This window comes from Microcystis sp. LEGE 08355 (genome assembly GCF_015207185.1).
Lineage (GTDB): Bacteria > Cyanobacteriota > Cyanobacteriia > Cyanobacteriales > Microcystaceae > Microcystis > Microcystis panniformis.
On sequence record NZ_JADEXI010000315.1, the window covers coordinates 1 to 5,442 of the forward strand.

Sequence of the window (5,442 nt, forward strand, 5' to 3'; positions counted from 1 at the left end):
TCAGATTTTTAGGGCTAATTGTGCATCTGCTGATCCAACAAATTAGCCTGTAATTCAGAGCCGGCAATCGTTTTGACGATTTAGATAAAATTTTCAATGTGACACTTTAGGGTGCGGAATGTGGGTTGAATAGACAATTCTCTGGAACCAGTGCGATCGCCGATCTGGTAGGGTGCGTTCCCTAATGTAACTTCTACCGCTCCAGCGATCGATCGAAAAAGAACCCACTAACGTCGGTTAAATTGCCTTTTTTTATAACTCATTCCCCCTTAATTTTAGACCAGTTGAGGGGGATTTGCTATAATAAACGAAGGGTAAGCATCAATCATCCTGATTATATTTCTGATGAGTCCAACTGTTTTCCGAGAAGATGGCTATCGCTTCTTTTTCTTTTCCCGCGAAGAAACAAGAATGCACGTTCATGTTCATTGTGCAGAAGGAGAAGCTAAATTTTGGCTTGAACCACAAATTGAATTAGCTCGTAATTATAACCTATCTCGAAAACAACTTCAAGCGATAGAAACTATTATTGAGGAACGACAAAATGAACTTAGAAATGCTTGGACAAAACACTTCTCAAGCTGAAGTAACTCATATTTCTTCTCATGGAATATGGATTCTGGCAAACAATGAAGAAATGTTTCTTCCTTATCAAGATTTTCCTTGGTTTCAAGATGTCACTATTAGACAAATTTTAAATATACAAGAGCCTTTTCCTAATCATTTTTATTGGCCAGATTTAGATGTAGATTTAAGCAAAGAAATTATTAAAAATCCTGAGAGATTTCCTTTAAAAGTTAAAACCTAGTTTTTATCCTTAATTAAGTGCGATGCCGAAGGCACTGCGTAGCAGCACGCTGATCTGGTAGGGTGCGTTCATAAAATGTAACGCACCTTATTTTTATTGCTTGTCCTTCTGTATCCCATAGGATACACTTAAGGCATGATTGAAATTCGCCAGACCGAAACCTACTCTCAGTGGTTTAGCAATTTGCGGGATCGCCAAGCAAAAGCACGTATAGACTTCGTGTTTGTCGCCTGTCTATGGGCAATCCAGGCGATGTTATACCATTTTTCTAAAGTAATGGCAGAGATGGTTAATTGCCCTCACCCCCAATCCCTATCTCAGAAAGGGAGAGGGGCAAGGGGATGAGGGACACGAATAAAGAAAAATGGTATTAAACCAGTAGGAAAAGGTGTATCGGAACTGCGGATCGATTATGGCCAAGGCTATCGGGTGTATTTCATTCAGCGAGGAGAGACCTTGATCATCCTCTTGGCAGGAGGAGATAAGCAAACTCAAGAACGGGACATCAAAACAGCATTAAATTTAGCACAAGACTTATAGGAGATTTTCATGGCTACTATCCAAACCTATCTTTGGGATGCGGCAGAACATCTCGAAACAAAAGAAGATATAGCTGCATATCTTGAAGCAGCCCTTGAAGATGGCGATCCAAGCTTAGTGGTAGCAGCATTAGGTGATATTGCTCGATCTAAAGGGATGACACATATTGCCCGTGAAACAGGGTTGGGGCGTGAAAGTCTCTATAAAGCTTTGTCAATCGAAGGCAATCCAGAGTTTGCCACAGTTCTTAAGGTCTTACAATCACTTGGGTTACGCCTCCAAGTCGTACCAATTGCCTAACTTCACCGTTATACTGAATCGGTTTTTAATAGCATGATTAACTCCCAATCCCACTTTAAAAACCCGCTCCCTTTTCCCCACTTTTCACTCCCCCATACCTGTTAAACGGGATTTAGTATCAGAGCGATCGCTAGATTAAGGGTTAAGTAATGTTAAGATCATAATTCTTCATGAAGAAAGCGCATGATCGCCGAGTAACTGTAGTCAAAAATACCAAATTTTGCCCCAGTCACAATACAGTAGGGATCAAGCGCATTCGATCGAAGCAAGAATTTTCTCCCCAGTATCTATGAATCAATCAGAAAGTTGCGGTAAGGTCTATCTCGTCGGTGCGGGTCCCGGGGATCCTGGTTTGTTGACCTTAAAAGCGAAAGTTCTCTTAGAAAATGCCGATGTTGTCCTCTATGATGCCCTAGTCAGCCCCTCGATTCTAGCCATGATTAACCCCAGGGCCGAACAAATCCATGCAGGTAAGCGTCGCGGTCGTCATTCTCTAGTACAGGAGGAAATCACCGCTTTACTGATCGAGAAGGCCCAGACTAATGCCGTGGTTGTTCGTCTTAAAGGAGGGGATCCCTTTGTTTTCGGTCGCGGGGGCGAAGAAATGCTCGATCTGATCGCGGCCGGAATTAGCGTCGAGATCGTGCCGGGGATCACTTCAGGAATTGCCGTGCCTGCCTACGCCGGTATTCCCCTCACCCATCGCGATTATAGTTCCTCCGTTACTTTCGTCACCGGCCACGAGATGGCGGGTAAATATCGTCCCCAGGTTAACTGGTCAGCGATCGCCCATGGTGCGGAAACAATTGTCGTTTACATGGGTGTGCATAATTTACCCTATATTATCGGCGAGTTAACCAAGGCGGGCAGAAGTCCAGAAACACCGATCGCCCTGATTCGCTGGGGAACAACACCGCAACAACAGCAGTTAATCGGTACTTTCAGCACAATTATGGACCAGATCGAAGCCACCGGCTTTGAAGCCCCAGCGATCGCTGTTATCGGTGCAGTGGTGGACCTTCACGATCTCTTGCAAGCGGGACAACCTTTGCTCTCCAGGACAATCCCCCCCACTCCCATTTCTCTCTGATTCGGTTGCCATGCGTCAATATCAAAAATCCCTGACGATTACCACCAGTCCCAAGAATTTCCATCGTCTCACTGCTCCCATAGAAGCGATCGTGGCTGAATCGGGCATAACGACGGGATTATGCAGTCTATTTGTCTGTCACACCTCCGCTTCTTTGCTGATCCAAGAAAATGCCGATCCCGATGTTCTCACCGATTTGGCCAATTTCTTCGCCAAGTTAGTCCCGGAAGATAGCAGTCTCTACTATCACTCTACCGAAGGACCAGACGATATGCCCGCTCACATTCGCTCGGTTCTAACCCGGACATCGGAACAAATCCCGATCGCTAGGGGTAAATTAGTTTTAGGGATCTGGCAAGGTATCTATCTCTGGGAACATCGTCAGAGTCGTCACCAAAGGCAAGTGGTGGTTCATATCACGGGGGTCTGAAGCTTTGCGTATAGTTTTGTAATAGAAACTTTACTCGTACCCCTCATCGGAGTAAGATTTTTTCCGTGTACGATCAAATTGTTCGCTTTTTGAACAAAGAACTTCATATTTCGTAACAAAAGGAAACAATTTATGCGAAAATTGTTCGCTCTGGCCCTGGTGCTATCCCTCTGGTTCACCTTTGCCGCTCCAGCGTCGGCTGATTTGTCCAATCTGACCCCTTGTAGCGAAAATCCCGCTTTCCTACAAAAAGCGAAGAGTTTCCGCAACACCACTCCTGACCCCGAATCGGGAGCCAAACGCGCTCAAACCTACTCCCAAGCTCTCTGTGGACCGGAAGGCTATCCGCACCTAATTGTTGATGGTCGTTGGGACCACATGTGCGATTTCTTTATCCCTAGCATCCTATTCCTGTACATTACTGGTTGGATCGGTTGGGTTGGTCGGGCCTATTTAATCGCCGTGCGCGACGACAAAGATGCCGAAATGAAGGAAATCATCATCGATGTTCCCCTCGCTTTGAGCAAAATGTTAACGGGGTTCCTCTGGCCGTTGGCGGCTTTACAAGAAGCCACTTCCGGTAAATTAACCGTTAAGGATTCGGAAATTACCGTTTCCCCTCGTTAATTTTTGTGTCAAACCCTTGACTTTTTATTCCCTAGGAGAACTCAGATGGAAGGACTTACTAAATTTCTCTCGTCCGCACCCGTGTTAATTATGGCGCTGCTGACTTTCACCGCCGGGATTTTAATCGAATTTAATCGCTTTTATCCCGATCTCTTATTCCACCCGCTAGGTTAAAGGCAATCTCAGGTGATTAAAGGGGATACAGAGTCCACTGTATCCCTTTTTAAAGGCAATGAGCGGAGGGATTGGGGGAATATTAAGAAAAGAAAGACACTGGAGACGACAGGCTCTCAAAATCGATAAGATACAGGTATCTGCAACCACAGAGGTGGGACAAACCATGCTGTTAGATAGAGATTTGATGCTAGAAAAGCGGCTGCGGTATCAAGAATTACAAGAAAAACTAAAAGAGATTTGGCAGGGAGAAAACGTTCTCGAATCGGATCAATACGATTATGATATTCTAGTTGTCCCTTCTTTTAGTATCGATCAGAGAGTCGGTCAAAAAGTGGCGGGGTTTTTACATTACGAAGAAAGATTATTATTTTCTCTGATTCGGTTGCGACACCCGAAAACCCGTTTAATCTATGTAACAGCGCAGCCACTGGCGCGGATGGTGATTGATTATTACCTGCAATTGTTGCCTGGGATTCCTTTTTCCCATGCTAATAATCGTCTGTTATTACTGACAACTCACGATAACTCTTTTCAACCTTTAACCCAAAAAATTCTGGAAAGACCGCGCTTAGTAGCAAGAATCCGGCAAGCGTTGCGTCGAGATCGTGCCTACATGGTTTGTTTTAATTCTACTAATTTAGAGCGAGAATTGTCTTTACAATTAGATATTCCTTTATTTGCCTGTAGTCCAGACTTATTGTATTGGGGTTCTAAAAGTGGCAGTCGCGAGATTTTTAGTCAAGGCAATATTCCCCATCCTGACGGTAGTTTACAGGTAAATACGGTCAAGGATTTGTTATACGAAGCCGCTAGTTTGTGGTCCCGTCAACCGCAATTAAAACGCATGGTAGTGAAGTTAAATGAGGGGTTATCAGGAGAAGGAAATGCGGTTTTAGATTTACGTCCTTTAGGGGAAATTGTCGATAGTAACAGTCTAGATTTAAGCGAGAAAATGAATCTCTTGGCTAAACAATTAGACAAGATGAGTTTTCAAGCAAGGGATGAAAATTGGGAGAGTTTTTCCAGCAAAATTGCTGAATTAGGGGGAATTGTCGAAGCTTTTATTGAAGGGGAAGAAAAGCGATCGCCGAGTGTGCAAGGTTATATTACACCGATGGGAGAAGTGAAGATTCTTTCCACTCACGATCAAATTTTAGGGGGTCCCGATGGTCAAATTTATCTGGGTTGTTATTTTCCTGCCGATGAAAATTATCGCCTACAATTACAGGAATTAGGACTAAAAATAGGGGAAATTCTGGCAGCAAAGGGAGCAATTGAACGCTATGGAGTTGATTTCGTCGCTGTCAAAAATCCAGAAACTTTAGTCTGGGATTTACAGGCGATCGAAATTAATCTGCGAAAAGGAGGAACTACCCATCCTTTTATGACTTTAAAGCTTTTAACTAATGGTGAATACGATCAAAAAACTGGATTATTTTTCAGTCAACCTCACCAGGAAAAATACTATAT

General features: G+C 43.8%; 8 protein-coding genes and 1 pseudogene. All 9 read left to right on the top strand.

The window, feature by feature from the left end; all coding sequences use genetic code 11:
* The first annotated feature begins 345 nt into the window (after positions 1–345).
* Positions 346–585 carry a DUF4160 domain-containing protein gene (locus IQ242_RS15625; RefSeq protein ID WP_072927255.1) on the top strand — a complete coding sequence of 80 codons (240 nt, stop codon included), beginning with the start codon at positions 346–348 and terminating at the stop codon, positions 583–585.
* A complete protein-coding gene (locus IQ242_RS15630; protein ID WP_193960597.1) occupies positions 545–808 on the top strand; it encodes a DUF2442 domain-containing protein in 264 nt (87 codons plus the stop codon). The genes IQ242_RS15625 and IQ242_RS15630 overlap by 41 nt, the downstream gene beginning before the upstream one ends.
* A gap of 369 nt (positions 809–1,177) precedes the next feature.
* Positions 1,178–1,348, top strand: a pseudogene (locus IQ242_RS15635) (type II toxin-antitoxin system RelE/ParE family toxin); the annotation flags it as partial.
* Between the two features lie 9 nt (positions 1,349–1,357).
* A complete protein-coding gene (locus IQ242_RS15640) occupies positions 1,358–1,648 on the top strand; it encodes an addiction module antidote protein (protein ID WP_193960598.1) in 291 nt (96 codons plus the stop codon).
* 289 nt (positions 1,649–1,937) lie between these two features.
* Complete coding sequence (gene cobA / locus IQ242_RS15645) at positions 1,938–2,738, top strand: uroporphyrinogen-III C-methyltransferase (RefSeq protein ID WP_193960599.1); 801 nt, start codon at positions 1,938–1,940, stop codon at positions 2,736–2,738.
* A gap of 10 nt (positions 2,739–2,748) precedes the next feature.
* Positions 2,749–3,168: a secondary thiamine-phosphate synthase enzyme YjbQ gene (locus IQ242_RS15650; protein ID WP_002785255.1), complete on the top strand. Its 420-nt coding sequence runs from the start codon at positions 2,749–2,751 to the stop codon at positions 3,166–3,168.
* Between the two features lie 132 nt (positions 3,169–3,300).
* Positions 3,301–3,795: a Photosystem I reaction center subunit III gene (locus IQ242_RS15655; RefSeq protein WP_193960600.1), complete on the top strand. Its 495-nt coding sequence runs from the start codon at positions 3,301–3,303 to the stop codon at positions 3,793–3,795.
* 45 nt (positions 3,796–3,840) lie between these two features.
* Positions 3,841–3,969, top strand: coding sequence for a photosystem I reaction center subunit IX (gene psaJ, locus IQ242_RS15660; RefSeq protein WP_002738148.1), 129 nt, complete (start codon positions 3,841–3,843; stop codon positions 3,967–3,969).
* A gap of 166 nt (positions 3,970–4,135) precedes the next feature.
* The coding region (locus IQ242_RS15665) for a carboxylate-amine ligase (protein WP_193960602.1) at positions 4,136–5,442 on the top strand (1,307 nt) is incomplete at its 3' end.

Excerpts from the sequence above, each read along its gene's own strand:
- IQ242_RS15640 (WP_193960598.1), top strand. The coding sequence starts at position 1,358 with ATGGCTACTATCCAAACCTATCTTTGGGATGCGGCAGAACATCTCGAA.
- IQ242_RS15625 (WP_072927255.1), top strand. The coding sequence starts at position 346 with ATGAGTCCAACTGTTTTCCGAGAAGATGGCTATCGCTTCTTTTTCTTT.
- IQ242_RS15655 (WP_193960600.1), top strand. The coding sequence starts at position 3,301 with ATGCGAAAATTGTTCGCTCTGGCCCTGGTGCTATCCCTCTGGTTCACC.
- IQ242_RS15650 (WP_002785255.1), top strand. The coding sequence starts at position 2,749 with ATGCGTCAATATCAAAAATCCCTGACGATTACCACCAGTCCCAAGAAT.
- IQ242_RS15630 (WP_193960597.1), top strand. The coding sequence starts at position 545 with ATGAACTTAGAAATGCTTGGACAAAACACTTCTCAAGCTGAAGTAACT.
- psaJ (WP_002738148.1), top strand. The coding sequence starts at position 3,841 with ATGGAAGGACTTACTAAATTTCTCTCGTCCGCACCCGTGTTAATTATG.
- cobA (WP_193960599.1), top strand. The coding sequence starts at position 1,938 with ATGAATCAATCAGAAAGTTGCGGTAAGGTCTATCTCGTCGGTGCGGGT.